This window comes from Micromonospora sp. L32 (assembly GCF_052068055.1).
Classification (GTDB): Bacteria; Actinomycetota; Actinomycetes; order Mycobacteriales; family Micromonosporaceae; genus Micromonospora; species Micromonospora purpureochromogenes.
This window is the reverse complement of sequence record NZ_JBQHDD010000012.1, coordinates 56,354-79,526: the sequence shown is the minus strand read 5'-3', so window position 1 is coordinate 79,526 and position 23,173 is coordinate 56,354. Positions and strand designations below refer to the sequence as shown.

The window sequence follows — 23,173 nt, the reverse complement described above, 5'->3', positions numbered from 1 at the left end:
GAGACCAGCGCAGCCAGCCTAGCCGCAGCCGGCGGGGAAAGCACGGGTCCGTCCCGTGGCGGGACGCCGACGCCGGGGTCAGTCCCCGGCCGGCACCGGGTCGTCGTACTCGCCGGGACGGCCGGTGTGCAGGGTGCCGTCGACGTACGGCCAGGCGTTCGGCGCGCAGCCGTGCAGCCCCAGCGTCTGCTGCTGCATCACCGGGGCCGGCGCGCCCCGGGCCGGGCACAGCTCGTGTCCCATGCCGAGCCGGTGGCCGACCTCGTGGTTGAGCACGTACGCCCGGTAGGTCGCCAGGTCACCGCCGAACCCGGGCACCCCGCGCGCCCAGCGGGCCACGTTGACCACCACCCGGTCCCCGTTCCGGCAGGAGGTGTAGCGGTCGTCGGCGTCCCCGCACAGGTCGGCGCGGGTCGCCGGGGTGGTCAGCAGCACGGTGAAGTCGGCCGCGACGTCCGGGCCGACCCGTTGCAGCCGCCACCGCCCCCCGCCCGTCCAACCCCGGCGGTCGGCGAGCACCACGGCCACCTCCCGGCCGAGGAGTTCCACGTCCACCTCGTCGATGCCGCCCTCGACCGCCACCCGGTACCGCAGCAGCTCGCCCGCGCGTCCGGCCACCGCACCCCGGGCGGTCGCCGTCCGCCAGGTGCCCGTACCCCGCTCGGGGTAGCCCAGGACGGGAGCGGTGGGCGTCGCCGCCGGACGGCCCGGTGCGGCGGCCACCGCCGCGCGGGCCGGCGCGGGCGCCCGGCGGACGTCACCGACCAGCTCGCCGAGGTCCAGCTCGCCGCGCCCGGCCGCCCAGGCGCCGCCGCCCAGGCCGGCGACCACCACCAGCGCCAGCACCAGCGCGCCCGCCCGGGCCCCGGCCCCGCGACGACCACGGTGCCGGCTGCGGTCGGCCGACCCGCTCACCGTGAGGCTGCCCACCCTCGACCCTCCGTCCGCTCGGGCAGTAGTACGCGGACGGGGCCCGTGCGGATGAGTGATCCGGCTGTCGAATCCGCACCCGGTACCGTTGCCGGGCAGACACTCCCGACGATCCGGACACCACCCGGGCGTCTTGCCCAGGAAGGACCACCCGTGCCGGACGCCCACGCCCTCATCGCCGACGCGGTCGCGGCGGTGCGCGGCACCGACGTACGCGACGCGGAGCGGAAGCTGGACCGGCTCGTGGTCGGCACCGGCGCCCCGGACGGCACGGCGGTGGTGGACGCCGCCCTCCTCGACCGTCTGGCGGGCGCCCTCGCCCGGCTCTGGCCGCGCGGCTGGCAGCCGGTCGACGTGGCCCGGATGGTGACCCGCCGCCTCGGCGCGCGACCCGGCCGGCTGGTACGCGACGCGCTCGCCGCGCAGCGGCGGGGGCAGGCCGGCGACGTCCCGCCGTGGTGGGACGAGCAGCTCGACGGGCTGGCGGCCCGGGTGTGGTGGGACGACGACGACGCCGGCTGGCTGGCCCGGTGGGCCGCCCGCGAGGGCGAGGACCGGATCACCGCGCTGCGCGACGCGGTCGAGGTGCTGGCGCTGCTGGACGGCCTGCCGCCGATCGCGATGCTGCGCCCGCCGCCGGGCGGGGGCGGGCCGGCCGTGGCCCGGCGCGCCGCCCCGGGGCGCAGCGGTTCGGTGATGCTCGACCGGGTGCGGGCGCTGCTGGCCAAGGCCGAGTCGACCACCTTCCCGGCCGAGGCGGAGGCGCTGACCGGCAAGGCGCAGGAGTTGATCGCCCGGCACAGCCTGGACCGGGCGATGGTCGAGGCCACCGCGGAACGCCCCGACCTGCCCGGCGGGATGCGCCTGAGCACCGACGCCCCGTACGCCGGGGCCAAGGCGCTGCTGGTGCAGGAGGTGGCGGCGGCGAACCGGTGCGAGTCGGTCTGGAACGACGACCTGGGCTTCGCCACCGTGCTCGGCTTCGCCGGCGACCTGGAGGCGGTCGAGCTGCTCTACACGTCGCTGCTGGTGCAGGCCACCGCCGCGATGCTGCGCGGGCGCACCGAGCGCAAGCGGGGCAGCAGCCGGCGGACCAAGGCGTACGACGAGTCGTTCCTGCACGCGTTCGCGCTGCGCATCGGTGAACGGCTGCGGGCCGCGACCGAGGAGGCCAACCGGCAGGCGGCCGAGGCGACCGGCCCGGAACGGCTGCTCCCCGTGCTGGCCGCCCGCTCGGACGCGGTCCGCGAGCGGATGGAGAGCCTCTTCCCCGGCGTCACCCGGGCTCGGCTGACCATCCGGGACGCCGACGGCTGGCACTCCGGCACCTCCGCCGCCGACCGGGCCTCGCTGCACGCCGGCACACCACCGGCCCGGCCGCTGCCCGGCCGGAGCTGACCGCTCGGGCAGAATTCTTCCGGCGGCGGTGTCGGATCCAGCGGGCGGGCTCCGACCTGTCATCGAGGGCCACGAACGGCGTGGCCAACCGACGTCAGGAGCACCACGTGAAGTACATGTTGCTGATCTGGAACCGGCCCGGCTTCGTCGAGGGCCTCTCCGAGCAGGAGCGCACCGCGCTCTTCGGCGAGGTCGACGAGATCATGAAGGAGCTGACCGAGTCCGGCGAACTGGTCGGTGGCCAGGCGCTGGCCGACCCGTCGCAGACCCGGACGGTCCGGCTCCGTGGCGAGCACCCCGAGGTGACCGACGGGCCGTTCATGGAGAGCAAGGAGCAGTTCGCCGGCTACCTGATGGTCGACTGCGACAGCCCGGAGCGGGCCGCCGAGATCGCCGCGCGCTGGCCCGACGTCCGGATGGGCTTCGGCGTGCTGGAGGTGCGCCCGGTGATGGACGAGGCCGGGACCGAGATGTGACACCCCCGGAGGTGGAGGACCTGCTGCGCGCCCTCGCGCCGCAGGTCCTCGGCATCCTGGTCCGCCGGCACGGCGCCTTTTCCGCCTGCGAGGACGCGGTGCAGGAGGCGCTGCTGGCCGCCGCCACGCAGTGGCCGGAGCGGGGGGTGCCGGACAATCCCCGCGCCTGGCTGCTCACCGTCGCCGGCCGCCGGCTGACCGACGAGTGGCGCAGCGAGCGGGCCCGCCGCGACCGCGAGGTCACCGTCGCGCTCCGGGAGCCGGCGTACGCGACGGTCGCCCCGCCCGCCGACGAGTCGCCGTCCACCGGGGACGACAGCCTCACCCTGTTCTTCCTCTGCTGCCATCCGGCGCTGCCCCGCTCGGCGCAGCTGGCGCTGACCCTGCGCGCGGTGGGTGGGCTGAGCACGGCGCAGATCGCGCAGGCGTTCCTGGTGCCGGAGCCGACCATGAGCCAGCGCATCCGCCGGGCCAAGCAACGCGTCGAGGCGGCCGGCGCGCGGTTCGTCATGCCGTCGCCGGCCGAGCGGGACGAGCGGCTGCCGACCGTGCTGCACGTGCTGTACCTGATCTTCAACGAGGGCTACACCGCCTCCAGCGGGGCGGACCTGCACCGGGCCGAGCTGACCGGCGAGGCGATCCGGCTGACCCGCCAGCTGCACCGGGCGCTGCCCGACGACGGCGAGGTCGCCGGCCTGCTCGCGCTGATGCTGCTCACCGACGCGCACCGGGCGGCGCGGACCGGGCCGGGCGGGGAACTGGTCCCGCTCGCCGAACAGGACCGGAGCCGGTGGGACCGGGCCGTCATCGCCGAGGGGGTGGCCCTGGTGACCGAGGCGCTGACCTGGTCGCCGCCGGGCCCGTACCAGCTCCAGGCGGCGATCGCGGCGGTGCATGCCGAGGCGCCCGCCGCGGAGCGGACGGACTGGCGGCAGATCGTCGCGCTCTACCGCGTGCTGGCGGCCGTGTCGCCGAACCCGATGGTCACCCTCAACCGGGCCGCCGCGGTGGCCATGGTGGACGGTCCGCGCGCCGGGCTCGCCCTGCTCGCCCCGCTCGACGCCGACGAGCGGATCGCCGGCCACCACCGGCTGGCGGCCGTCCGGGCCCACCTGCTGGAGCTGGCCGGGGAGCGGGCGGCGGCGCGGGAGGCGTACCTGCTGGCGGCCCGGCGGACCACCAGCCTGCCGGAGCGGCGCTACCTGGAGGTGCGCGCGGCCCGGCTGGCGGGCGAGCGATGAGTTCCGGTGACGACGGGAGTCCACCCCGCATGACCACAGTGAGCTGTCAGATCTCGATGTCGTTGGACGGGTACGTGGCGGGGCCGGACCAGAGCCGGCAGGACCCGCTGGGTCGGGGCGGGCTGCGCCTGCACGAGTGGTTCTTCGGGCTGGACGCCTGGCGGGAGCGGCACGGGCTGGCCGGTGGGGAGCGCGGCGTCGACGCCGAGGTGGTCGACGAGATGACCCGGGACGTCGGGGCGTACGTGATGGGACGCCGGATGTTCGGCGGCGGCGACGGGCCGTGGGACCTCGACTGGACCGGCTGGTGGGGCGAGGACCCGCCGTTCCGTACCCCGGTCTTCGTGCTCACCCACCATCCGCGCGAGACACTGGTGATGCGCGGCGGGACGGAGTTCCGGTTCGTCACCGGCGGGCTCGCCGCCGCGCTGCGGCAGGCCCGGGAGGCGGCCGGCGACCGGGTGGTCTCCGTGGCGGGCGGCGCGAGCACGGTCAACCAGTGCCTGGCGGCGGGGCTGCTGGACACCCTCCATCTGCACCTGGTGCCGATCGTGCTCGGGGCCGGCGAACGGCTCTTCGAGGGGGTCGGCGACCCCCGGCTGGAGCAGGTGTCGGTGGTGGCTGGCCCGACCGTCACCCACGTGACCTACCGGGTACGGCGCTGAGCATCTGGTCGGCCGGTCGGGGCAGGGGTCGCTCGCTGTGGAGCTGATGTCGTGAACGAATCACGGGTGGGATGGCCGCCGGCCGCCGGCCCCGATCGGTGATTCATCTACGACATCAGCTCCACAGCGTCGGTGGCACGCCTGTGGCTCCCGCTCAGCGGGCCGACTCCACGGCACAATCGCTCGCCGGGCCGCCGCCGGTCAGACGTGGCAGTCGCGGGTGAGCCGCTCGGGGATGCGGACGAAGCCGGTCGCCATCCAGGTCGCCGGGCTGTCCGCCGCGGCTCCCGTGTCGATCTGCTTCGCGGCGTCGGTCACCAGGTCCCTGATCCGCGGGTCCTCGGCGTTGCCGGCCTGCTTGCGCAGGTCGTCCGCGAGCCCGGCGAGGGTGCCCTTGAGCTGGCCGTTGAGCTGCTCCGGGGTGAGTTCGCGGCGGGTGGCGGCCGCCGAGTCGTCGGCGATCCTCCGGCTGGCCTCGATGATCAGGTCATCGGCGCGGCGGCAGACGGCGGCGGTGTTGGCGGCGCTCGGGCCGGTCGGCGACGCGCTCGGGCTGGGCGTCGAGGCGGCGCTCGCGGTGGCGGTGGCGCTCGCGGCGGCCGGAGCGTCCTGCGGGTCGGCGGCGTCGTTTCCGGCCTGCTGGCAGCCGGTGACCAGGGCGGCGCAGGCCACCAGGGCGAGCGCGGCGGCGGAGCTTCGGAACATCGGTTTCCCCGTTCGGGTGTCGGCCGTCCGGAGGGGACGGCGCGGGTCGACCATCGGCCGGAACTCGTCGCCCGGCCGCCGGGTCGGAACGCGGCGGATGTCGTTTCTGGCAACGACCAGGATCGCTGCGAGGTCACGTCGGCGTGCTGCGGTCGTCGTGCCGGAGGCACTCACGCTCCGCTGCCGCGAACCGGCTCCCCGGTGGTGACAGCGATCGTCGTCGGGCACAGCGCGCCGCACGCCGGGCCGACAGTCGTCGGCCCGGCGCGCGGAATGCGTCGGTCAGCTCTTGAAAGCGTCCTTGATCTTCTCGCCGGCCTGCTTGAGGTTGGACTTCGCCTGGTCGTTGCGGCCCTCGGCCTCGAGGCGCTCGTCGTCGGTCGCCCGACCCAGCCCCTCCTTGATCTTGCCCGTGGTGTTCTCGCCGGCATTGTCGATCTTGTCGTCGATACCCATGCGAACCTCCAGTTTGCAGTTCCTCCGACGTCCCGGATGTACCCCGGGCCTTTTCGCCGGAAACACCGATCACCCATACGTGATCACCCACCGTGACCGGCGACCTGGTCGGGGGCAGCGGGATGGGGACGGGGAGGAACGACGCCGCCGCCGGCCCCCACGGTGGGACCGGCGGCGGCGCGCCCGTGCTCAGCCGACCGGGCGGAACCCGCGCAGCCGGAGGCTGTTGGCGACCACGAACACCGACGAGAAGGCCATCGCGGCCCCGGCGATCATCGGGTTGAGCAGGCCGGCGGCGGCGAGCGGCAGCGCGGCCAGGTTGTAGGCGAACGCCCAGAAGAGGTTGCCCTTGATGATGGCCAGGGTCCGCCGGGAGAGCCGGATGGCGTCGACCGCGGCGGTGAGGTCGCCGCGCACCAGGGTCAGGTCGGCGGCCTCGATCGCCACGTCGGTGCCGGTGCCCATGGCCAGCCCAAGGTCGGCCTGGGCCAGCGCGGCGGCGTCGTTGACCCCGTCGCCGATCATCGCGACCGTCCGCCCCTCGCCCTGGAGCCGCCTGACCACGTCGACCTTGTCGGCCGGCAGCACCTCGGCGATCACCTCGTCGATGCCGACCTCGGCCGCCACCGCCCGGGCGACGGTGGCGTTGTCGCCGGTGAGCAGCACCGGCTTCAGTCCCAGGCCGCGCAGCCCGTCGATCGCCGCCCGGCTGGTCGGCTTGACCACGTCGGCGACCGCGAGGACGCCCCGGGCCCGGCCGTCCCAGCCGGCCAGCACGGCCGTCCGGCCGGCCGCCTCCGCGTCACCCGCTGCCCGCACGACCTCCTCGGGTACGTCCAGGCCCCGCTCGCGCAGCAGCCGGAGCCGACCGACGACCACCTCGTGGCCGTCCACCGTGCCGGTGACGCCGAGCCCCTCGGCGTTGGCGAAGCCGGTGACCGGCGGCAGCGCGCCCGCCTCGGCGGCGCCCGCCGCGACCGCCCGGGCGACCGGGTGCTCCGAGCCGGCCTCCAGCGCCCCGGCGAGCCGGAGCAGCTCCGCCCGGTCGACCCCCTGGTCGGGGAGCACGTCGACCAGGGTCATCCGGCCGGTGGTGACCGTGCCGGTCTTGTCCAGCACGACGGTGTCCACCTGGCGGGTGGACTCCAGCATCTCCGGCCCCTTGATCAGGATGCCGAGCTGGGCTCCCCGGCCGGTCCCGACCAGCAGCGCCGTGGGCGTGGCCAGGCCGAGCGCGCACGGGCAGGCGATGATCAGCACGGCGACCGCGGCGGTGAACGCGGCCGTCGGGCCCGCCCCGGTGCCGAGCCACCAGCCGAGCGTGCCGGCGGCCAGGGCGATCACGATCGGGACGAAGACGCCGGAGATCCGGTCGGCCAGCCGCTGCACGGCCGCCTTGCCGGACTGCGCCTGCTCCACCAGCTTCGCCATCTGGGCGAGCTGGGTGTCCGCACCGACCCGGGTGGCGGTGACCACCAGCCGGCCACCCGCGTTCACCGTCGCGCCGACCACGGTGTCGCCCGGGCCGACCTCGACCGGCACCGACTCGCCGGTGAGCATGCTGGCGTCGACGGCAGACGTACCCTCGTCCACCACCCCGTCGGTGGCGACCTTCTCGCCGGGGCGGACCACGAACCGGTCCCCCACCGCGAGCTGGTCGACCGGGATCCGGGTCTCGACGTCGCCGCGCAGCACCGCGACGTCCCGGGCGCCCAGCTCCAGCAGGGCGCGCAGGGCGGCGCCGGCGGTCCGCTTGGAACGGGCCTCGAAGTACCGGCCGGCGAGGATGAACACCGTGACGCCGGCCGCCGCCTCCAGGTAGATGTTGCCGGCGCCGTCGGTGCGGGTGATGTCGAGCCGGAACGGGTGGGTCATCCCGGGCATCCCGGCGTCACCGAGGAAGAGCGCCCAGAGCGACCAGCCGAACGCGGCCAGGGTGCCGAGCGAGACCAGGGTGTCCATGGTGGCGGCGCCGTGCCGCAGGTTGATCCAGGCGGCCCGGTGGAACGGCAGCCCGCCGTAGACCACCACCGGGGCGGCCAGGGTCAGCGACAGCCACTGCCAGTAGGTGAACTGCCAGGCCGGCACCATGGCCAGCAGGATCACCGGCACGGTCAGCGCGACCGAGACCCACAGCCTGGTCCGCAGGCCGCGCAGCTCGTCGGCCGGTTCGGCGGCCGGTCCGGCCGTACCGGCCGGGGTGGGCGGGGGAGGCACGACGGCGGTGTAGCCGGTCTTCTCCACCGTGGCGATGAGGTCCTTTGGCGTGACCTGGTCGGCGTACCGGACGGTGGCCTTCTCGGTGGCGTAGTTGACGGTGGCGGTCACGCCCTCCATCCGGTTGAGCTTCTTCTCGATCCGCGCGGCGCAGGACGCGCAGGTCATCCCGCCGATGGTCAGCTCGATCCGGTGCGGTGCGACCGGCAGGGAGTTCGTGGTCGGGGTCATCGCGGCACCTCCGATCAGTTGTGCCCGTGACCGGGGGCGCCGTGGCCGGCGTCGGCGGTCGGGGTGGGAGCGGTCGGGGTGGCCCGGGTGCCCGGGGTGCTCGCCGGGGCCGCCGGGGCGTCGCCGGCCAGCACGGTGAACTCGGCGGTGCGCACCGCCCCGCCGTGCCGGAAGTCCAGGTAGAGCCGGTAGCTGCCGGCCGAGGGCACCTCGGCGGCGAAGCTCACGGCCGGCCCGGCCGGGGTACGCCCGTCACCGGGCACGCCCTCCGGGTGCACGTGCAGGTACGCGAGGTCGCCCTGCCGCAACGCCACCAGGTGCCCGTACGCGCCGAGGTACGGCTCCAGGTCGGTGACCGGCTTCCCGTCCCGGCTGACGGTCAGCGTCAACTGGCTGGTGCGGCCCGGCTGCGGCGTGCCGGTGAGGGTGACCGTGTAGCCGTCGACCGTGGTGCTGGCGGCCGGTGCCGGCAGCGGCCGGGGCTGGAGCTGGCCGGGGACGGTCACGTCGACCCCGAGGGTGAGCGGCTCCCCGCCCGACGGGGTGAAGTCGGCGAAGGCCCGCCAGACGCCCGGCCCGCCCAGCGGGGAGTCCACCCGCCAGGTGCCGTCGGCGCCCAGCTCGGGGTGGACGTGCCGGAAGCCGGACAGGTCGCGCCGCGCCACGATCAGGTGCATCCGCTTGTCGTGGGCGATCTCGTAGCCGGTCACCGCAGCGCCGTCCGGGCCGGTGATCCGGAAGGCGAACTGCCCGGTCGGGGCGTCCACCGGCTGCATGGTGTAGCCGCGGTCGGAGACGAGCAGCCCGCCGGGCAGGTGCGTGGCACCGGCGGGGTCGGCACCGTGCGAGTCGGAGCCGCCGTGCGGGTCGGAGCCGTGGCCGGCGCCGGCGGGCTCGTGGCGGGTGCCGGCGGCCGGGGTGACGGGGCCGGCCAGGTGGCCGACCCCGTACGCCGTGCCGAACACCGCCGCGAGGCCGAGGGCGAAACCGCTCAGCTTCGTCGCCGTGTTCATCGTGATACCTCGGTTCTCTGGGGTCGTGACCCCGTCACGCCTCGACGAGGTCGTACCCGGCCTCGTCGACGGCGGCGCGTACGGACTCGGTGTCCAGCGGGCTCTCACTGGTGACGGTGACCCGGCCGGAGGCCAGGTCCACCTGGACGTCGCTGACGCCCTGGATCGCGCTCACCTCGGTGCTGACCGAGTTGACGCAGTGCCCGCAGGTCATGCCCTGCACCTGGTACGTGGTGGTGACCATGGCAACTCTCCTCCCGCATCCATGCTATACCCCCCAGGGGTAGCTCTCCCGAGGACCGTAGCATACCCCCAGGGGGTACGCTATCCTGGTTGCCATGACCACACCGAGCACCCCGACCCGGGGCTACACCGCCAGCAAGGACCAGCTGCTCGCGCGGCTGCGCCGCGTCGAGGGCCAGGTCCGCGGCGTGGAGAAGATGGTCGACGACGACCGGTACTGCATCGACGTGCTGACCCAGATCTCGGCGATCCAGGCCGCCCTGGACAAGGTCGCCCTCGGCCTGCTCGACGGCCACGCCCGGCACTGCATGCACGAGGGGGCCGCCGAGGGCCGCGCCGACGAGATGGCCGCCGAGATGATGGCCGCCGTCGGCCGCCTGATGAAGCGCGGCTGAGCCCGCGCAGCCCGACCGGCGGGTTCACCCCGCCCGGCCGGGACGCCTCGGAGCCACGACGGCTCCGAGGCGTCCCGGCCGGCGGCGATCAGAGCCGGGCGAGGATCTTCCTCATGGTGTCGATCTCGCCCTGCTGGGCGGTGATGATCTGCTGCGCCATGGCCTTGGCGTCCGCGTTGACCCCGTTGCCGATCTCCTGCTCCGCCATGGTGATCGCGCCCTGGTGATGGGCGATCATCATGGCCAGGAACTGCCGGTCGAACTCCCGGCCGGAGGCGGCCGCCAGGTTCGCCATGTCGGCGTCGGACATCATGCCCGGCATGCCGTGGTCGTGGCCGCCGCTCGGGCTGCCGGACGGGACGGGCCGGCCCCATGCGGTGAGCCAACCGGTCATGGTGGCAATCTCCGGCGCCTGGGCGGCCTTGATCTGCGCGGCGAGGCGCTCGACCTCAGGGTCCCCGGCACGACTGTCGGCCAGCTCCGACATCTGCACCGCCTGCTGGTGGTGCGGGATCATCATCTGGGCGAACATCACGTCGGCGTCGTCGAACGTGGCGGACGCGCTGGCCGACGGGCCGGCGTTGGCACCGGTGCCCGGCATGTCGTGGCCGGAGCCGGCCTGGTGGTCGTCGCCGCCGCAGGCGGCCAGGGTGAGAGCGGTGCTGAGAGCGACGCCGGCCAGGGCGGCACGGCGCGCGATGGTACGAGTGGACACGATCAGACCTTTCGGTGTGAGGACGTACGCAGCGGACTCGGGACGCGGCGGTACCGCGTCGGGGCGTCCTATCTGCGCAGCACCGACACCGTGGCGAGGCGAAGCCCGACCGGGCGGGGTGGCGGGGCGCGCGGCCTACGCGACGGCCGGGACGAATGGCGGGTCGCGATCGCGTGGTGGGCACGGCCGAACAGCAGCGTCGCCAGCAGGAGCGCCACCGTGACGGCGCCGAGCACCGCCAGGCAGACACTCCAGCCACTCGGGGCACTCCCCGGCTGGTCGGCGGGAAGCGCCACCGCGCCGACCTGGCCGGCGAACGACACCGGCCCGGCGACATGGGCGGCCGGGACCGCTTCAGGCGTCGCGCCGTGGGCCACCGGGACCACCTCGAGCCCGCCGGCCTGAGCGACCGGCGCCCGCTGCGACACGGCGGCGTGGCCGTCCGGGTGGGACGCGACTGAGTGCGTGTTGTGGCCGATGGTGTGCATGGCGGCCAGCCCGAGCAGGGTGCAGGCGAGCAGGAGCAGCCGGGCCCACCACCCGGCCGGCCGCGCCGTCGCCGTTCGCACCCGACCACGCTAGCCCGAACCGGGCGGGATCAGAGGCGTACCCGGCGCAACAGCTGGGCGTTGAGCGCGACCACGATCGTCGAGGCGGACATCAGCGCCGCGGCGAGCGCCGGGCTCAGCGCCACCCCCGCGAAGGCCAGCACGCCGGCCGCCAGCGGCAGCGCCACCACGTTGTAGCCGGCCGCCCAGGCAAGGTTCTGCCGCATCTTCCGGTACGCCGCCCGGCTCAGCCGGACCACCCCGGCGACGCCGCGCGGGTCGGAGGAGGCGAGCACCACCCCGGCCGACTCGATCGCCACGTCGGTGCCCGCCCCGATCGCGATCCCCACGTCGGCCCGGGCCAGCGCCGGCGCGTCGTTGACCCCGTCGCCGACCATCGCCACCCGCAGCCCCCGGCGTTGCAGCGCGGTAACCTTCCGGTCCTTGTCGGCGGGGAGCACCTCGGCGAAGACCTCGTCGACGCCGGGCCGGAAACCGAGGTCCGCGGCGACCGCCTCGGCCACCGTGCGGGCGTCCCCGGTGATCATCGCGATGCTGCGAACCCCCTCGGCACGCAGTTCCGCGATCGCCTCCCGGGCCTCGGGGCGTACCTGGTCGGCGAGCGCGAGCAGGCCGAGGACGGTGTCCGGCAGGCGGACCAGGTGCAGCACCGCCGCGCCGCGCTCGGCCCAGCGCCGGGCCGCCGGCTCCAGCGCCCCGGGCAGCTCCAGCCCCTGCTCGCGCAGGAGCGCGGGGCCACCGACCGCGTACGGCGTACCGTCGATCTCGGCCCGGACGCCGCGCCCCGGCAGCGAACGGAAGCCGGCGGCCGGGGCCGGGTCGCCGCGCTCGGCGGCGGCCGCGACGATCGCCCGGGCCAGCGGGTGTTCGCTGTCCGCCTCGACCCCGGCGGCGAGCCGCAGCACCTCGTCCTCGCCGGTCCCCGGCGCGGCGGCCACCCCGACCACGGCGTGCTCGCCCCTGGTGAGGGTGCCGGTCTTGTCGAAGAGCACCACGTCGACGGTGCGCATCCGTTCCAGTGCGAGCCGGTCGCGGACCAGCACGCCGGAGCGGGCGGCCAGCGCGGTGGAGAGCGCGATCACCAGCGGGATGGCCAGGCCGAGCGCGTGCGGGCAGGCGATCACCAGGACCGTGACGGTCCGGACCACCGCCTCGTCCCGCTCGCCCAGCGCGGTCCACCCCACGACGGTCAGCACGGCGGTGCCGGTGGCGACGTAGAAGAGCCAGGCGGCGAAGCGGTCCGCCAGCGCCTGCGCCCGCCCGCCGGACTGCTGCGCCTGTGCCACGAGGCGCTGGATGCCGGCGAGGGTGGTCTGGTCGCCGACGGCCTCCACCCGAACCCGGATCGCCGAGTCGGTGGCGACGGTGCCGGCCACCACCCGGTCCCCGACCATCCGGGAGACCGGGCGGGACTCGCCGGTGACCATCGACTCGTCCAGCTCGGCGGCCCCGTCGACGATCCGCCCGTCGGCCGGCACCCGCCCACCGGGGCGGACCAGCACCACGTCGGCCACCCGCAGGCCGCTCACCGGCACCCGTTCGGTGCCGCCCTGCGGCCCGACCCGCTCGGCGTCGTCGGGGAGCAGCGCGGCCAGCGCCGCGAGGGCGCCCCGCGCCTGCCCGACGGCCTTCATCTCCTGCCAGTGCCCGAGCAGCATGATGGTGACCAGGGCGGCCAACTCCCACCAGAAGTCCAGCTCGAAGGCGCCCAGGCTGGTGGCGAGCGAGGCGGCGTACGCGACGCTGATCGCCATCCCGATCAGCAGCATCATGCCCGGGGCCCGGTCGCGCACCTCGCGCACCGCGCCGACGAGGAACGGCCAGCCGCCCCACCAGAAGACCACCGAGCCGAGCACCGGCCCGACCAGGGACCGGCCGGGGAACTCCAGCGAGTAGCCGAACCACTCCATCACCATGTGGCTGGTGGCGACCACGGGCAGGGTCAGCGCCAGGCAGAGCCAGAACCGGCGGCGGAACATCTCCGGGTCGTGGCCGGCGTGCCGGTCGTGCCCCCGGTGCCGGTCCGACCCCGGGTGCCGCGCCGGTCCGGCGTGCTGGTCCATGCCCCCACGATGCCCGGTGAGCGCGCTGCCGACGGCACGAACCGGGCGGACCCGCACCGAACCTGGCTACGATTCACCGGCCATGACTCGCCATCCGCCGCTGCTGCCGCCGGCCCGCGTACCGCGCCGGGCTCGGCCGCCGTCAGCGACCGCCCGGGCGGGTCGCCACGCCGGGCGACCGCGCCGTCCGATCGCGCTGGGTGACCCCGCCGGCACCCAGGGCCCACACCGGGGTACGCGGCCCGCCACGCGCGTCCCGCCGGTGAACCGAACGGCCGGCTGACACGTACCCCGCCCTGGATCGTTGGGAGACTCGCAATGGGCGCCGACCACACCCGTCCCGCTCCGTCCGCCCCATCGGGGGTGCGGCGGATCCTCGTCGCGACGGTGGTCCCGCTGTTCGTCGTCACGGTGATCGCCGCCCTGGTGCTGTGGCCGCGCGACTCGCGGCAGGCCGACGGCGGCGCCGAGCCGGCACGCCACCACGGCACGGTGACCCGGGTGGTGACCGAACCCTGCCCGCCGACCCCGGAGGCACCGCCCGGCGCGGCCGAAGGGCCGTGCGGGACCGTGACGGTCCGGGTCGAGCAGGGCCCGGACAGCGGCCAGCAGGTGGAGACACCGGTGCCCGCCGGTCCGGGCGCGCCCACCGTCGCGGTGGGCGACGAGGTGGTGCTGGTCCAGCTCGCCGACCCGGCCGACCCCACCGCCACCAGCTACCAGATCGCCGAACACCAGCGGGGCAAGCCCCTGGTGTGGCTGGTGGCGCTCTTCGCGGCGGCGATCGTGGCGTTCGGCCGGCTGCGCGGACTGGCCGCACTGGCCGGGCTGGGCGCCAGCTTCGCCATCCTGCTGACCTTCGTCGTACCCGGCATCGCGGCGGGCGGCTCGCCGCTGCTGATCGCGATCACCGGCTCGGCGCTGATCATGTTCGTGGTGCTGTACCTGACCCACGGGATCACCGCGCAGACCTCGGTGGCGGTCCTCGGCACCCTCGGCAGCCTGGTGCTGACCGGACTGCTCGGCAGCCTGGCCACCGCCGCCACCCACCTGACCGGGTTCGGCAGCGAGGAGGCCACCACGCTGTCGATGTACCAGCGTGACGTCGACCTGCACGGGCTGCTGCTGGCCGGCATCATCATCGGCTCGCTCGGCGTGCTCGACGACGTCACCGTCACCCAGGCCGCCACCGTCACCGAGCTGGCGCACGCCAACCCCGGACTGTCCCGGACGCAGCTCTACCGGGCCGCCACCCGGGTCGGCCGGGCGCACATCGCCTCCACGGTGAACACCATCGTGCTCGCGTACGCGGGCGCCTCGCTGCCGCTGCTGCTCCTGCTCACCGCCGACAGCCGTCCGGTGAGCCAGATCCTCACCAGCGAGTTCCTGGCTCAGGAGATCGTCCGCAGCGCGGTGGCGACGCTCGGCCTGGTCGCCGCCGTACCGCTGACCACCGCGCTGGCCGCGCTGGTCGCCACCGCCGGTCGTGGCCCGGCCGACGATCCGGCCCGGGACACCGGACCGGCACCCACGCCCCGCCCCTCCGCCGACCGGGACGCGGCGCTCGAGGCGCTGAGCGCGTCGCGTCCCGGCGGACCGTCCACCCCGGCCCCCGCACGGTGGCCCGACCCGGAAAGGAGCACGGACACCGCATGGTGAGACTCCGCTGCGTGACCGACGCCGACGCGGAACCTGACGAACGCGTCACTCGTCACGCATCGCTACGACGAAATAACGCTTTTAGTCGGGTTCTGGACGTAGATCCCCGGTACGACTCTCGGGTAACCTCGCTGCCGGTCACCGCCGAAGGCGCGCAGCGGCGCCTGCGGTACCGCCGCCCAATCGCCGCGAGGCGAGCCGGGGAACCAGGTACATGGGGTGAATCCGCGCGAGCGGTAGGGGCCACTTCCGTCCCGAACCCGTCAGCTAACCCGGTCGGCGGTCGACGGAAGGGAACACTGTGACGGCACCCCTGCGCCGCTGGTTGACTCCGGTGGTGGCCGTGTTCGCCGCGCTGGCCATCCTCGGCGGGCCGACAGCCGCGATCGCCGCGCCCTCGACCCCCACCCCCTCCGGGCACGAGGAGGACGGCGAGCCCAAGCTGCTCACCGACGTCATCGAGCTGCGCAACCGCGAGTACTCCAAGGCCAAGACGCAGCTGGAGAAGTCCAAGAAGCGCCAGCAGCAGCTCGGGCTGGAGGTGCGGCGCGCGCAGGACGAGCTGGCGGCGTTGCAGCCGACGGTCTCGCAGATCGCGGCGCAGTCGTACCGGACCGGCCGGATCGGCGCGGTGGCGATGCTGCTGGAGAGCGACGCCCCGGACTCGTTCGTCCGGCGCGCCGCCGCCCTGGACGAGCTGAACATGGTCAACGCGCAGAAGCTGGCCAAGGTCACCGCCGCCAAGAACCGCGCGGAGCAGGCCAAGCTGGCGCTCGACGCCGAGGTGCGCGAGCAGCAGAAGCTCACCAACGACATGGCCCGGGAGAGCCGGGAGGCGGAGAAGGCCCTCCAGCTGGTCGGTGGCCGGGGCTTCACCGGCGGCCTGGTCGACGCGACCTCGCCGGTCGCCCGGATCGGCCCCGGCCGGACGGCCGACGGCGGCTGGCGGCCCGAGTCGCGCACCGAGAACGACCCGACCACCTCCGGCACCATCACGCCGCGCACACTGCACGCGTACAAGGAGGTCCGGCGGGCCGGCTTCACCCGGTTCGCGGGCTGCTACCGGCCAGGTGGGCCGTGGGACCACCCGAAGGGCAAGGCCTGCGACTGGTCGTTGCAGCGGAGCGGCTTCGCGCCCTGGTACAACAACGACACCCGGATGTACGGCAACAACCTCGCCGCGTTCCTGATCCGCAACGCCGACCGGCTCGGCATCTACTACGTGATCTGGAACCGGCAGATCTGGTTCCCGGCGACCGGGTGGAAGTCGTACAGCGGACCGTCGAACCACACCGACCACGTACACATGTCGATGCTCTAGCGCGCGACGCGTACCGAACGAGGGCCGTCCCCGGTGGGGCGGCCCTCGTCGCGTGCGGGGGGTTTCAGCCGGCGACGGCGGTCGCCCGACCGTCGGCCTGGGCCGGCACGACGCTCGGCACCGCGGCCACCGTCCGCACCTCACCGGCGCTAAGCCGGTACGACATGCCGACCACCGCGCACCGCCCCTCGGCGACCGCGGCGGCCAGTACGGCGGAGTTGCCCAGCAGCGCCTCGACGGTCTGCGCGATGTGGATGTCGACGATCCCGTCAACGTCGTCGACGCCCTGCTCGGCGGCCCGCTGGAGGCTCGGTACCACCGCGTCCACCACCGCCCGCAGGTGCCCGACCGGCGGCGTGCCGGTCCGCGCGGCGTCCCGGGCGGCCTGCACCGCCCCGCAGGAGTCGTGGCCGAGCACCACCACCAGCGGGGTGCCCAGGACGCTCACCGCGTACTCGACGCTGCCGAGCACCTCGGGGCCGGCGGTGTGCCCGGCGGTACGCACCACGAAGAGGTCACCCAGACCCCGGTCGAAAATGATCTCGGCGGCGAGGCGGGAGTCGGAGCAGCCGACGATCACCGCGAACGGGTGCTGGCCGTCGGCGACCGCCGTCCGGTGCAGCGAGTCCTGGTTGGGGTGGCGCTGCGCGCCCGTCACGAAGCGCCGGTTGCCGGCGTGCAGCTCGGCGAGCGCCTGCGTCGGATCGGTCAGGGTCATTGCCTCACCTCGGTCCCTCGCGAGATCGGCCTGGTCACACCCGGCCGGCGACGGAGGCGGCCTCGCCGCCCACCGTCACACGCAGCGAAAGATACGTCAAGGTATACGTGATACAGATTTCATACATTACCGGGACGTGGGCAGCGTGTTTCGCCGCCGTGTCCCCGGGCCGCGCCCGGACGGCTCCGGGTGCGCGGAGGCCAGGGCGGAAATGCCGGCCGGCTGGCCATACGATGACGGGCATGGCGACGACTGCGCAGAACGGGAGCACCCGGAACTGGACGTTCCTCACCAACCACGCGCACGTCCTGCTCGCCATCGCCCGCAACCCCACCGCCCGGCTGCGGGACGTCGCCGACGAGGTCGGGGTGACCGAGCGCGCCGCGCAGGCGATCGTCGCCGACCTGGAGGCCGGCGGCTACCTGCACCGCACCCGGGTTGGTCGGCGCAACGAGTACACGGTCAACCCGCGCGGCCACTTCCGGCACCCGGCCGAGTCCGACCGCCAGGTGGGTGACCTGCTCGCCCTCTTCACCGGCGAGCGCGCCGAGTCCACCTCCTGACGACCGCTCTCATTCTGGGCGCCCGGACCGCCCGTCGCCCCGTCCCGGGCGCGGCGGCGGTAATCTCAGCGCGTGCGCGAGAGCTTCCGGCCGACTGGGACGGCGCTGACCGAGACCGCCGGGCGTCCATCCCGGACAGTCCTCGGTGGAGTGGTGGCGGCCCTGCTCGCCTCGCTCGTGGTACCGCCGGCACCGGCCGTGGCGGCCCCGAACTGCCCCGGCCCGGCCGGCGGGGTCGCCCCCGCCGAGACACCGTGGGCGCTGCGCCGGCTCGACCCGGCGTCGGCCTGGCGGATCACCCGGGGCGAGCGGGTCACCGTGGCGGTCATCGACTCCGGCGTCTCCCCCACCCATCCACTGCTCAAGGGGCAGGTACGCGAGGGCCGCGACTTCAACGGCCTGCCGTCGATGCAGGGCCGGTGCGACCTGGCCGGCCACGGCACCATCGTGGCCGGGATCATCGCCGGGCGGGACGACACCGGAGCCCCGTACAGCGGCATCGCGCCCGCGGCCCGGATCCTGCCGGTCCGGGTGCTGCCCGACACCCAGCGCACCAACGACCCCGGCCTGCCCCTGCAGATCGCCGACGCGATCCGCTGGTCGACCGACCAGGACGTCCAGGTGATCAACCTGTCGCTGGTCACGGTGGACCACCCCGAACTCGCCCAAGCCGTCGACTACGCGCTCGGCAAGGGCGTCGTGGTGGTGGCCGCCGCCGGCAACCGGCAGCAGGAGCAGCAGGACCTGCCTGCGTACCCGGCCGCGTACCCGGGGGTGATCGCGGTCGCCGGGGTCGACCGGGAGGGCGGTCACGTCGGCAGCTCGGTCAGCGGCAACTACGTGGACATCGCCGCGCCCGGGCTGGACATCGTCGGCCCCGCCCCGGGCGGCCAGGGCTACCTCGCCGAGCCGCAGGGCGGCACCAGCTTCGCCGCCGCGTACGTCTCGGGCGCGGCGGCGCTGATCCGCGCCGCCCGGCCCGACCTCACGCCGGAACAGGTCGCCTACCGACTCACCCGCACCGCCGACAACCCGCCCGAGGGGCACAACCCCGAACTCGGGTACGGGGTGGTGAACCCGTACCGGGCGCTGACCAGCCTGCTCGGCACCCGGACGGATTCCCCGGTCGGGGCCATGCCGCCACCCGGCGCGGCGGAGGACCCGCTGGGCTGGCAGCGCACCGTGGCGCTCTGGGTCGCCGGTGCCGCGGGAGTGCTCGCCCTGGCGCTGCTGGCGGCCCGACCGATCGTGGCCCTGGGCCGCCGGCGGAAGTGGCGGCCCGGCCGCCGCGCCGAAACCGTCGACGCCTGACCCCCGGCCGACGCGCGCCACGAGCGGCGCAGCGCCCGGCCAACGGCGGAGCGGCCCACGAACGGCGGAACCCCCACCAACGGCGGAGCGCCGCCCACGTGACCGTGGACGGCGCTCCCTGTCGAGGCTCAGCGCAGGATGCCGGGCGCGGCACCGCCGTCCGCACCCCAGACGTCCTCGTCCTCCTCCAGCCAGGTGTTGCGGGGAGCCTCCTCCTCGCCGTAGCCAGCGCCGTGGCCGCCGCCCATGCCGGCCATGCCGCCCTTGACCCCGGCACCGCCCCGGACACCGCCGGCCGCGCCCTTGCCGGCACCGCCACGACCGGCCGCACCGCCCATGCCGCCGGCCATTCCGCCCATGCCGCCGCCGAGCCGGCCCGCACCGCGGCCCGCACCCCGGCCGGCGCCCGCACCGCCCGCGCCGCCCATCATCCCGGGCATGCCGGTGCTCACCGCCTTGCCGAGGGAGCCGCCGCCGGGGATCATGCCGCCCGCGCCGCCGAGGCCGCTACCACCGCCGCCGCCGGAGCCCAGGCCGGTGGTGCTGGGCAGGCCACCGCCGCCGAGGCCCGAGTTGGGCAGCGTGCCGACGCCGCCGGCACCGGCCAGACCGCTGCCGTACTCGTCACCGAGGCTGCCGGTGCCGCCGCCGCCCGGGTAGCCGCCGGTGCCGGAGGAGAGGTCCGGGTGGGTGCCGGTGCCGATACCCGGGCCGCCGGTGCCGATACCCGGGGGGGAGCCGACGCCGCCCATGGAGGGGTTGCCGCCGAGGCCGCCGGTGGAGGGCGCACCGCCGATGTCCGGCACGCCGCCACCGCCGCCACCGCCGCCGCCCCCGCCGAGCTCCGGCTTCTTGAAGTCGTCGTGGATTGTCGACGGAGCGGTGCTGGTCGGCGCGTCCAGGTTCTCGTCGATCGCCAGGTAGTGGCCGCTGACCTGCCCGTAGACCCGGTTGGCGTCGTCAGTCTTGTCGTTGAACCAGTCGACCATCGAGCTGATCGGGTCGGCCAGGCCGAGGAAGTCCGGCTTGACCTTCATCTCGAAGAACCCCGCGCTGATCGTGATCCGCCCGTTGCGGGCCTCCAGCACGTCGTTGACGCAGCTCGCCGGGATCGGGAACTCGGCCTGCGCGGCGCTGAGCTTGTCCGCGGCGTCCTTCAACGAGTGCACGATGCCGCCCCGGCTCTCGGCGTCCGCGACCACCTCGCCGGTGCTCTTCGCGAGCCCCTCGATGTGCGTCTTGAACGCCTCGTACGCCGGGCCCTTCCAGGTCTCGCCGAGGTCCTTGACGTTCGTCTCGAGGTTCTGCTTGACCGTGTTCAAATTCTTCAGCAGCTGCTCCCAGCCGAAGGCGGCGCTGGTGACGTCACCGGGCCGGCCGTCGATGACGATCTGCTGGCACATCTCTTCCCAACTCGGCATCTGCCGCCTCCCCCGACTCAGTTCTTCCCGGCGCGGCTGGACGCGCTGTTGATGGCGTTCTGCATCTGGTTGGCGTTCAAACGGTTGCGCTCATCGGCCGTGTCGTAGTTCTCCTTGACCGTCCGGAGCGCGTTGGCGGCCTTCCAGAGCTCACGGGCGAGCTCCCGCAGCCTGGTCTGGGTGCTGTCGTAGAGGCCGGCGTGCTTGGTGGCGAGGGCGTTGGCCCGCTCGAAGCTGCCGAGCGGGCTCTTCTCACCGCCGCCGCCTACCGCCGCCGCCCCGGTGGCGTTGCGCATCCACTTCCGGATGTCCTCTTCCATCTTGTACGACTGCTGGTTGAGGAAATCGGCGTGGTCGTCGAGCCACGTGATGGCCTTGTCGAGGGTCGAGGCGTCCCACTCGGTCTTGGCGCCCGCGCCGCCAGGGGCGGGTGTCAGGTGCGTCGGTCGGTGGGCCTTGTTGACGTTGTCCAGCGAGACGCCGTCGTAGTAGACGAACGGCGTGATGGTGGGTGCCACCGGGACGTTGGGCGTGTCGATCTCGACCCTGTCCGACTGCTGCGTCCTGTCGTCCGTCATCGGTTCCTCCCCGTCGCCGATCAGACTTTCTGGCTTACTGTTGGTGCACGCCGGGGCCCGGCGGGGCCGGCGGCGGTGGGGGCGTCGCCCCCGGGTGCGGCCACGGGGCACCGTGGGGTGCCGCGCCGGGCGGGCCGTAGGCACCGAGCGCCTGCGGCGGTACGCCCCCGGGCACGCCGTGCGGCGCCGGCCCTGCGGGCGGGTACGGGCCACGGGCGCCCGGGACGTTGCCGGGCGGCACGGCGTGGCCGGCTGGCACGGCGTGGCCGGGTAGCGGCGGGAAGCCGGGACCGGTCGGCGGGGCGGCCGGGCGGCGGCGGGATCGGCGCACCAGCACGATCACCAGGATCGCCACTGCGATCGGCACCAGCAGGCAGAGCGCGCCCTGGATCAGCGCACCGGTGCCGTTCTTCACGCCGAACGAGACAATCGGGCCGCCGTCCTTCGACCGCTCCGGCAGGGGTTGCGACTGCTTCTCCCCGCCACCACCGGCGGGCGCGCCGGCCAGCAGCGGGTTGCTCGACACGTTCGGCACCGAGCGGGTCAGCGCCGCCACCGGGTCCACCGCCCCGAACCCGTACTCGTCGTCCCGGCCGGCGGCACCGCGGTCCTGGGCGGTGCGGATGAGCCGGTTGACCACGTTGGCCGCGTCCAGGTCCGGGTACTTCGCCCGGACCAGCGCCGCCACCCCGGAGACGATCGCCCCCGACTCGCTGGTGCCGCTGCTGACGCCGTAGCCGTTGTCGGACACCGAGGTGGGCAGCGGTCCGATGACTTCTTCCTGCGGCGCGGCCAGCACGGACTCCGGGCCCCGCACGCTGTCGCCGAAGAACGAGCCGTTCCTGCCCAGCCCGGTCACCGCGATCACTCCGGGGATGTCCGCCGGCGAGGCGACGCCGACGTAGCCCTGGTGGACGTTGCCGGCGGCGGCGACGACCACGACGTTCTTCTCGAGGGCGTACCGGACGGCCGCGACCTCTTCCGGCTTCGCGGGTTCCTTGGTGCCCATCGAAATGTTGAGCACGTCGGCGCCGTGGTCCACCGCCCAGCGGATGCCCTTCGCGATGTCGTCGGCCTGGAGCCGGGTACCGACGGTGACGGGCAGGATCCTGGCCTCGGGAGCGATGCCGAGTTGGCGCATCTCCCCCCCGCCACGCCCGGCGATGATGCCCGCCATGGCCGTGCCATGCGCGATCTTGTCGTCGGTGCCCCAGCCCTTCGCGGACCCGTCGGCGCCGGTGGCATACCCGGGGAGCACCTGGCCGCGCAAGTCGGGGACCTCGGGCTCGACGCCGGTGTCGAGGACGGCGACGACCACGCCGCGGCCCTTGGTGATCTTGTGCGCCTGCGGGATCTTCAGCTCGTCGAGGTACCACTGGAGGCCGCGTACCGTGTCGGCGGCGCGGGCCGGGGCCGGCGCGGCCAGTGGAACCGTTCCGGCGGCAACCGCCAGGGCCAGCGCGGCCACAGTGGACCTCAGCACCGGCCGGAGACTCTTCCGCGTACGCATGACACTCCCAGGACCTCGACGACTCGCAACGCAGTGCGGCTCCGGTCCGGTCGAGCCGGACCGGAGCCGCGACGGGGCGATTATCTCAGCCCCACACCTTGGAGTTGCTCATCTCGGTGGAGACGTAGTTCTCGCGCGCCACGCCGACCGCACCGCCGATCTCGTTCAGGATGCGGTTGATGTCGCGCACAGCGGTGTCCCACTGCGCCTGGTGCTGCTCGTAGGCGGCCCGGTCCTGGCCCTCCCACTGGAGCTTCGACAGCATCGACCGCAGCGTGTCCAGCTTCTCGTCGATGGTCTTCGAGATGGACTGCATCTGCTGGTTGGCGCTTTCGAGGACTGCGTAGTCAACCTTGATGCTCATGATTTCCTCCCCTGCTCTTCTCGGCGGATCACGGGTTGAGAGCAGAGTGGAACTTGTCCAGCATCTGCTGCTGCTCTTCGTCGTTGACCTGGTGCGTCGTACCCGACTTGTCGAGCAGGTCGGCGATGTTGTCCATCGCCGTCAGCAGCTTGACCGTGTCCTCGTTCCAGCGGTTCATCAGCGACTGGAAGCCCGTGGACGCCTGTCCCTTCCAGGCGATGGCCAGGTCGTCGACCACGTTCCACAGCTTCTTCAGCTCGCCGTCGACCTCGCTGCGCGTGGACCGCACGTCACTCGCGGCGGTATGCAGAGTCGCTGCTTCGACCTCGAACGCCATGCTTCACACCCTTCCGTCATGTTGTGGCGGCGGAATCTGCCGCGCCCTCCCCCGCGGCAAGGCCAACACCCCAC

The 23,173-nt window shown here is 74.3% G+C and carries 24 protein-coding genes and 1 riboswitch; of the genes, 9 read left to right on the top strand and 15 right to left on the bottom strand.

Translation table 11 applies throughout. From position 1 onward, the window contains the following. Positions 1–78: 78 nt before the first annotated feature. The gene (locus ACTMTB_RS27225; protein ID WP_441149043.1) at positions 79–930 is read right to left on the bottom strand and encodes a DUF3152 domain-containing protein; all 852 of its coding nucleotides are present in this window, start codon (positions 928–930) and stop codon (positions 79–81) included. A 153-nt stretch (positions 931–1,083) separates the two neighbouring features. Here ACTMTB_RS27225 and ACTMTB_RS27220 point away from each other — a divergent pair, with 153 nt between their 5' ends. From ACTMTB_RS27220 to ACTMTB_RS27205, 4 genes are all read left to right on the top strand, one after another. Next, a complete protein-coding gene (locus ACTMTB_RS27220) occupies positions 1,084–2,328 on the top strand; it encodes a DUF2786 domain-containing protein (protein ID WP_441149042.1) in 1,245 nt (414 codons plus the stop codon). A gap of 116 nt (positions 2,329–2,444) precedes the next feature. Continuing rightward, positions 2,445–2,804, top strand: a complete 360-nt coding sequence (locus tag ACTMTB_RS27215; protein WP_218896811.1) for a YciI family protein — start codon at positions 2,445–2,447, stop codon at positions 2,802–2,804. Continuing rightward, positions 2,801–4,045 carry an RNA polymerase sigma factor gene (locus tag ACTMTB_RS27210; protein WP_441149041.1) on the top strand — a complete coding sequence of 415 codons (1,245 nt, stop codon included), beginning with the start codon at positions 2,801–2,803 and terminating at the stop codon, positions 4,043–4,045. The genes ACTMTB_RS27215 and ACTMTB_RS27210 overlap by 4 nt, the downstream gene beginning before the upstream one ends. 29 nt (positions 4,046–4,074) lie before the next feature. Next, complete coding sequence (locus ACTMTB_RS27205) at positions 4,075–4,710, top strand: dihydrofolate reductase family protein (protein ID WP_441149040.1); 636 nt, start codon at positions 4,075–4,077, stop codon at positions 4,708–4,710. 201 nt (positions 4,711–4,911) lie between these two features. Here ACTMTB_RS27205 and ACTMTB_RS27200 read toward each other — a convergent pair whose 3' ends face one another. The 5 genes from ACTMTB_RS27200 to ACTMTB_RS27180 form a co-directional block, all read right to left on the bottom strand. Further along, positions 4,912–5,415, bottom strand: coding sequence for a hypothetical protein (locus tag ACTMTB_RS27200; RefSeq protein WP_441149039.1), 504 nt, complete (start codon positions 5,413–5,415; stop codon positions 4,912–4,914). 282 nt (positions 5,416–5,697) lie between these two features. After that, on the bottom strand, positions 5,698–5,871 hold the full coding sequence (locus ACTMTB_RS27195; protein ID WP_088964196.1) for a CsbD family protein: 174 nt from the start codon (positions 5,869–5,871) through the stop codon (positions 5,698–5,700). A 189-nt stretch (positions 5,872–6,060) separates the two neighbouring features. Then, a complete protein-coding gene (locus tag ACTMTB_RS27190; protein WP_441149038.1) occupies positions 6,061–8,319 on the bottom strand; it encodes a heavy metal translocating P-type ATPase in 2,259 nt (752 codons plus the stop codon). Between the two features lie 14 nt (positions 8,320–8,333). Then, the gene (locus ACTMTB_RS27185) at positions 8,334–9,332 is read right to left on the bottom strand and encodes a hypothetical protein (RefSeq protein ID WP_441149037.1); all 999 of its coding nucleotides are present in this window, start codon (positions 9,330–9,332) and stop codon (positions 8,334–8,336) included. Positions 9,333–9,366: 34 nt separating this feature from the next. Next, on the bottom strand, positions 9,367–9,576 hold the full coding sequence (locus tag ACTMTB_RS27180) for a heavy-metal-associated domain-containing protein (RefSeq protein WP_346536774.1): 210 nt from the start codon (positions 9,574–9,576) through the stop codon (positions 9,367–9,369). 94 nt (positions 9,577–9,670) lie between these two features. On the opposite strand from ACTMTB_RS27180, the gene ACTMTB_RS27175 reads away from it, so the two are divergent. Next, entirely contained in the window at positions 9,671–9,970 is a 300-nt protein-coding gene (locus tag ACTMTB_RS27175) for a metal-sensitive transcriptional regulator (protein ID WP_154939970.1), read from the top strand. Positions 9,971–10,058: 88 nt separating this feature from the next. On the opposite strand, the gene ACTMTB_RS27170 is transcribed toward ACTMTB_RS27175, so the two are convergent. The 3 genes from ACTMTB_RS27170 to ACTMTB_RS27160 all read right to left on the bottom strand — a co-directional run bounded on the left by ACTMTB_RS27170 (position 10,059) and on the right by ACTMTB_RS27160 (position 13,317). After that, positions 10,059–10,685: a DUF305 domain-containing protein gene (locus tag ACTMTB_RS27170; RefSeq protein ID WP_441149036.1), complete on the bottom strand. Its 627-nt coding sequence runs from the start codon at positions 10,683–10,685 to the stop codon at positions 10,059–10,061. Between the two features lie 68 nt (positions 10,686–10,753). Beyond that, positions 10,754–11,254 (bottom strand): hypothetical protein, encoded by a 501-nt coding sequence (locus tag ACTMTB_RS27165; RefSeq protein WP_441149035.1) that lies wholly within the window; start codon positions 11,252–11,254, stop codon positions 10,754–10,756. A gap of 29 nt (positions 11,255–11,283) precedes the next feature. Continuing rightward, positions 11,284–13,317 carry a copper-translocating P-type ATPase gene (locus ACTMTB_RS27160; RefSeq protein WP_441149034.1) on the bottom strand — a complete coding sequence of 678 codons (2,034 nt, stop codon included), beginning with the start codon at positions 13,315–13,317 and terminating at the stop codon, positions 11,284–11,286. 318 nt (positions 13,318–13,635) lie between these two features. Here ACTMTB_RS27160 and ACTMTB_RS27155 point away from each other — a divergent pair, with 318 nt between their 5' ends. Both ACTMTB_RS27155 and ACTMTB_RS27150 read left to right on the top strand, forming a co-directional pair. Continuing rightward, entirely contained in the window at positions 13,636–14,976 is a 1,341-nt protein-coding gene (locus ACTMTB_RS27155; RefSeq protein ID WP_441149033.1) for a YibE/F family protein, read from the top strand. Between the two features lie 166 nt (positions 14,977–15,142). Continuing rightward, a riboswitch (cyclic di-AMP (ydaO/yuaA leader) is annotated at positions 15,143–15,273 on the top strand. A 4-nt stretch (positions 15,274–15,277) separates the two neighbouring features. Next, positions 15,278–16,297, top strand: coding sequence for a coiled-coil domain-containing protein (locus tag ACTMTB_RS27150; RefSeq protein WP_441149032.1), 1,020 nt, complete (start codon positions 15,278–15,280; stop codon positions 16,295–16,297). A 64-nt stretch (positions 16,298–16,361) separates the two neighbouring features. On the opposite strand, the gene ACTMTB_RS27145 is transcribed toward ACTMTB_RS27150, so the two are convergent. Continuing rightward, the gene (locus tag ACTMTB_RS27145; RefSeq protein WP_441149031.1) at positions 16,362–17,015 is read right to left on the bottom strand and encodes a carbonic anhydrase; all 654 of its coding nucleotides are present in this window, start codon (positions 17,013–17,015) and stop codon (positions 16,362–16,364) included. Positions 17,016–17,248: 233 nt separating this feature from the next. Here ACTMTB_RS27145 and ACTMTB_RS27140 point away from each other — a divergent pair, with 233 nt between their 5' ends. Then, positions 17,249–17,578 (top strand): helix-turn-helix transcriptional regulator, encoded by a 330-nt coding sequence (locus tag ACTMTB_RS27140; protein ID WP_334572654.1) that lies wholly within the window; start codon positions 17,249–17,251, stop codon positions 17,576–17,578. Between the two features lie 72 nt (positions 17,579–17,650). Beyond that, on the top strand, positions 17,651–18,889 hold the full coding sequence (gene mycP, locus ACTMTB_RS27135) for a type VII secretion-associated serine protease mycosin (protein ID WP_441149030.1): 1,239 nt from the start codon (positions 17,651–17,653) through the stop codon (positions 18,887–18,889). 128 nt (positions 18,890–19,017) lie between these two features. On the opposite strand, the gene ACTMTB_RS27130 is transcribed toward mycP, so the two are convergent. The 5 genes from ACTMTB_RS27130 to ACTMTB_RS27110 form a co-directional block, all read right to left on the bottom strand. Next, the gene (locus ACTMTB_RS27130) at positions 19,018–20,310 is read right to left on the bottom strand and encodes a WXG100 family type VII secretion target (protein WP_441149029.1); all 1,293 of its coding nucleotides are present in this window, start codon (positions 20,308–20,310) and stop codon (positions 19,018–19,020) included. 17 nt (positions 20,311–20,327) lie between these two features. Then, positions 20,328–20,888, bottom strand: a complete 561-nt coding sequence (locus ACTMTB_RS27125) for a hypothetical protein (protein WP_441149028.1) — start codon at positions 20,886–20,888, stop codon at positions 20,328–20,330. A 34-nt stretch (positions 20,889–20,922) separates the two neighbouring features. After that, positions 20,923–22,371, bottom strand: a complete 1,449-nt coding sequence (locus ACTMTB_RS27120; protein ID WP_441149027.1) for a S8 family serine peptidase — start codon at positions 22,369–22,371, stop codon at positions 20,923–20,925. A 112-nt stretch (positions 22,372–22,483) separates the two neighbouring features. Then, on the bottom strand, positions 22,484–22,762 hold the full coding sequence (locus tag ACTMTB_RS27115; protein WP_377604913.1) for a WXG100 family type VII secretion target: 279 nt from the start codon (positions 22,760–22,762) through the stop codon (positions 22,484–22,486). A 28-nt stretch (positions 22,763–22,790) separates the two neighbouring features. Continuing rightward, entirely contained in the window at positions 22,791–23,099 is a 309-nt protein-coding gene (locus ACTMTB_RS27110; RefSeq protein ID WP_088964212.1) for a WXG100 family type VII secretion target, read from the bottom strand. Positions 23,100–23,173 lie beyond the last annotated feature (74 nt).